The 3496-nt window shown below is 62.2% G+C and carries 5 protein-coding genes and 1 pseudogene; 3 read left to right on the forward strand and 3 right to left on the reverse strand.

All coding sequences use genetic code 11. The features are described 5' to 3' along the window. Positions 1-203, reverse strand: a pseudogene (locus EOA86_RS27030) (3-dehydroquinate synthase); the annotation flags it as partial. Then, entirely contained in the window at positions 200-805 is a 606-nt protein-coding gene (locus EOA86_RS27035) for a shikimate kinase (protein ID WP_128344484.1), read from the reverse strand. The pseudogene EOA86_RS27030 and the gene EOA86_RS27035, both read right to left, overlap by 4 nt. 273 nt (positions 806-1078) lie before the next feature. Here EOA86_RS27035 and EOA86_RS27040 point away from each other — a divergent pair, with 273 nt between their 5' ends. The 3 genes from EOA86_RS27040 (at position 1079) to EOA86_RS27050 (ending at position 3228) form a co-directional block, all read left to right on the forward strand. Continuing rightward, a complete protein-coding gene (locus tag EOA86_RS27040; RefSeq protein WP_128344485.1) occupies positions 1079-1231 on the forward strand; it encodes a histidine kinase in 153 nt (50 codons plus the stop codon). Between the two features lie 29 nt (positions 1232-1260). Beyond that, positions 1261-2178: a site-specific tyrosine recombinase XerD gene (locus tag EOA86_RS27045; RefSeq protein ID WP_095517831.1), complete on the forward strand. Its 918-nt coding sequence runs from the start codon at positions 1261-1263 to the stop codon at positions 2176-2178. Between the two features lie 99 nt (positions 2179-2277). Next, positions 2278-3228 carry an acetyl-CoA carboxylase carboxyltransferase subunit alpha gene (locus tag EOA86_RS27050; protein ID WP_029348641.1) on the forward strand — a complete coding sequence of 317 codons (951 nt, stop codon included), beginning with the start codon at positions 2278-2280 and terminating at the stop codon, positions 3226-3228. 77 nt (positions 3229-3305) lie between these two features. Here the strand turns inward: EOA86_RS27050 and EOA86_RS39605 are convergent. Continuing rightward, positions 3306-3496, reverse strand: a 191-nt coding sequence (locus tag EOA86_RS39605) for a hypothetical protein (RefSeq protein WP_206630141.1), incomplete at its 5' end; no start/stop codon positions are given.

Genomic DNA, 3496 nt, shown 5'->3' on the forward strand with positions numbered 1-3496 from the left:
ATGCCGCCCTTTTCAAGGCCGGCCTTCAACGTCTCGAGGTGTGCTGCGGCGACGTTGACGTCGGTGACCACTGCGGCGCGCGTGCCGGGCAGGCGGCGCGAAATTTCGCTGCCGGCGCGCAAAAGCAGGCCGGAGCCGATCAATATGTCATAGGCACGATCGCCGAGCCCGACTTCGACGGTGACGTTCGTATTGGTGCTCACGACCGCACCTCGCCTGTCGCGGCCGCAACGCCGAAATACCCGCAAAGCGCATTCACCACCTCGGCCGCGATGACCTCCTTGCGATCGTCGCGGGTCGGCACGGTGACATCGGCGGCTGCGTAGACCGGATAGCGCTCAGCCATCAACCGCTCGATCACGGCGCGGGGGTCGGCGCTTTTCAGGAGCGGCCGGTTCTGCTTCTTGGAAACGCGGTCCATCAAGAGGTCGATCTCGGCCTTCAGCCATACCGACACGCCATGGGCGGCAATGGCCTCCCGCGTCTGCGCACTCATGAAGGCGCCGCCGCCCGTCGACAGCACCTGCGGACCATGTTCCAGCACGCGCAGGATGACCCGCTGCTCCAGCGCCCGGAACTCGGTCTCGCCATAGCGTTCGAACAATTCAGGGACGCTCATGCGCGACACGCTTTCGATCTCCTGATCGCTGTCGATGAAAGGCAGTCCCAGGATGCCCGCCACCTTGCGGCCGATCGCCGTCTTGCCGGCGCCCATAAGGCCGACAAAGACGATGGAACGGTTGCCCAGCCGGCCGAGCAGCGCGGCATGGCTCTCATCGGGAGGATTTGCTGGTAGTGCGTTCATGACACCATGATGTTTCTAAGCAGGTTCCGCCAAGTGTCCTACGGTTTGGCGACAAGAACTGCGACAAGCCAAAGAATCTAAGCAGGCATTCGTGGGCCAGCCCACGAATGCCTGCTTAGGCCCTCTTTGTCGGCGTATCGACATCAAAAGCCTGATTGCGTCAAGCGTGGCGGCGCCGAGCGTCGTCCGAGCTTCGCCCTTGAATTGGCCGGATTGGCGTCTCATAAGGGCACAGGGTTTGGAAACGCAGAACAAGAAGACGGGCGAAAATTGATGCCGACACTGTTCCGCTTTGTCGTGACGCTCACGATTCTGGCCGGCATTGTCTATGGCACGATGTTCGCTCTGGCGATGTTCGTCGAGCCGAGAAAGACCGAAATGAGCGTACGCATTCCTCCCGAAATGCTGAACCCCAAGAAAAACTGACCCAAAAGAGAAAAACTGACCCAAAAGAAATGAATAGCGCGGCCCGCATCGAAGCCTTTTTGGAAATGATGAGTGCCGAGCGCGGCGCTGCCGAAAACACGCTTTCCAGCTATCGCCGCGACCTCGAAGACGCTTCGGCCGAGATCGACGGCGGGCTCGCGGGTGCCGCCGCCGCCGATATCCGCGGCTATCTCGACGAGATCGCGGCGCGCGGTTTTGCTGCCACCTCGCAGGCACGCAAACTGTCGGCGATCCGCCAGTTCTTCAAGTTCCTCTATGCAGAAGGCCTGCGCGGCGACGACCCGACCGGAACCTTGGACAGTCCGAAGAAGGGCCGGCCGCTGCCGAAGACGATGAGCGAGGCCGACACCGGCCGGCTGATCGACCGTGCAGCGCAGGAGGCAGCTGACGCCTCGCTGAACGATGGCGACAACCTGGCGGCGCTGCGCCTGCATGCCCTAGTCGAGGTGCTCTACGCCACCGGCCTGCGCGTTTCCGAACTGGTCGGCCTGCCGGTCACGGTGGCGCTGCGCGACGATCGTTTCTTCATGGTGCGCGGCAAGGGTGACAAGGAACGCATGGTGCCGCTGTCGGCAAAGGCGCGCATGGCAATGCGGGCCTGGCTCGCTGCCCGGGCAACGGTGCCGGCTTTCGCAGATAGCCCGTTCCTTTTTCCAGCAGCAAGCGACAGCGGCTATCTCTCCAGGCAGGTTTTCGCCCGCGACCTGAAGGGCCTTGCCGCGCGCGCCGGCATCGCCTCTGCGAAAATATCGCCGCATGTGCTGCGCCATGCTTTCGCCAGCCATCTCCTGCAGAACGGCGCCGATCTCAGGGCCGTGCAGCAGTTGCTTGGCCATGCCGATATTTCAACGACGCAGATTTACACGCATGTTCTGGAGGAGCGGCTGGTGCGGCTGGTCAACGATCATCACCCGCTTGCCGACTAGACGTCATATCGCTATGTGAGGACGACGTTCCACCGCCCGGCGACTCTATTTCCCAGGTTCCGTCAGTCATTGCCTCCCGGCTTATCGGTCCGCTCAAGAATGTACAATTACCTCGATTTCGAAAAGCCGGTTGCCGATCTCGAAGGCAAGATTGTCGAGCTGAAGAAGCTCGCAGAGAATGGCGAGGCGGTCGATGTCGGCGATGAGATCAGCCGTCTCGAGAAACGCGTGCGTGACGCATTGCGCGACACTTATAGGGCGCTGACCCCGTGGCAGAAGGTGCAGGTGGCGCGCCATCCGGACAGACCGCATTGCGTCGACTACATAAAGGGCCTGTTCAACGATTTCACGCCGCTTGCCGGCGACCGCAATTTCGGCGAGGACCAGGCGATCGTCGGCGGCTTCGCCCGCTTCCGCGGCGAGCCGGTGGCGATCATCGGCCAGGAAAAGGGTTCCGACACGGCCAGCCGGCTGAAGCATAATTTCGGCTCGGTACGGCCGGAGGGCTATCGCAAGGCGGTGCGGCTGATGGAACTCGCCGATCGCTTCAACATCCCGTTGCTGACGCTGGTCGACACGGCCGGCGCCTATCCCGGCGTCAATGCCGAGGAGCGCGGCCAGGCCGAAGCCATCGCCCGCTCGACCTCGGCCTGTCTCGGCCTGAAGGTGCCGTCGATCTCGGTGGTCATCGGCGAAGGCGGCTCGGGCGGTGCCATCGCCATCGCCACCGCCAACCGCGTCTACATGCTCGAACATGCCATCTATTCGGTAATCTCGCCGGAGGGCGCCGCCTCGATCCTGTGGCGCGACACCACCCGCTCGAAGGATGCGGCGACCAACATGAAGATCACCGCCCAGGATCTGCTGGAGCTGAAGATCATCGACGCCATCATTCCCGAACCGCTCGGCGGCGCCCATCGTGGCCCGGAAACGGTGATTGCCGCCACCGGCGACCTCATCGCCAAGACGATGAAGGAGTTCTCCGGCGCCAACACCGATTTTCGCGAGCAGCGCCGCGAGAAATACCTGGCTATGGGGCGAAACCTTTAGCGCAAGATGGGTGTCCGCGCCGTAATGTGGCGAGATTGAGCGCTTCCGCCACAAAAATGCCGCGGCATTCGGTTCAATCAAATTGCTGTAAGGGGATGCGTCCGGCGCTTGCGGTAAGGAATTTTCAAGGTTAACGGGCTTAGGGTTGGGCCTGACGGCGCTGATGCCTGCGGTCCGAAAGAAAAGACATAGCCATATCCATGTTTGCCAAGCTTGCCCGCACCGGACTTCTGATTGCCGCGATAGGCGTCGCCGGCTGCAATGATTC

This window comes from Mesorhizobium sp. M5C.F.Ca.IN.020.32.2.1, assembly GCF_004023105.1.
Taxonomy (GTDB): Bacteria; Pseudomonadota; Alphaproteobacteria; order Rhizobiales; family Rhizobiaceae; genus Mesorhizobium; species Mesorhizobium wenxiniae.

What these genes read in the sequence shown, in the direction of transcription:
- EOA86_RS27045 (WP_095517831.1), top strand. Translation starts at nt 1,261, where the DNA reads ATGAATAGCGCGGCCCGCATCGAAGCCTTTTTGGAAATGATGAGTGCC.
- EOA86_RS27050 (WP_029348641.1), top strand. Translation starts at nt 2,278, where the DNA reads ATGTACAATTACCTCGATTTCGAAAAGCCGGTTGCCGATCTCGAAGGC.
- EOA86_RS27040 (WP_128344485.1), top strand. Translation starts at nt 1,079, where the DNA reads ATGCCGACACTGTTCCGCTTTGTCGTGACGCTCACGATTCTGGCCGGC.
- EOA86_RS27035 (WP_128344484.1), bottom strand. Translation starts at nt 805, where the DNA reads ATGAACGCACTACCAGCAAATCCTCCCGATGAGAGCCATGCCGCGCTG.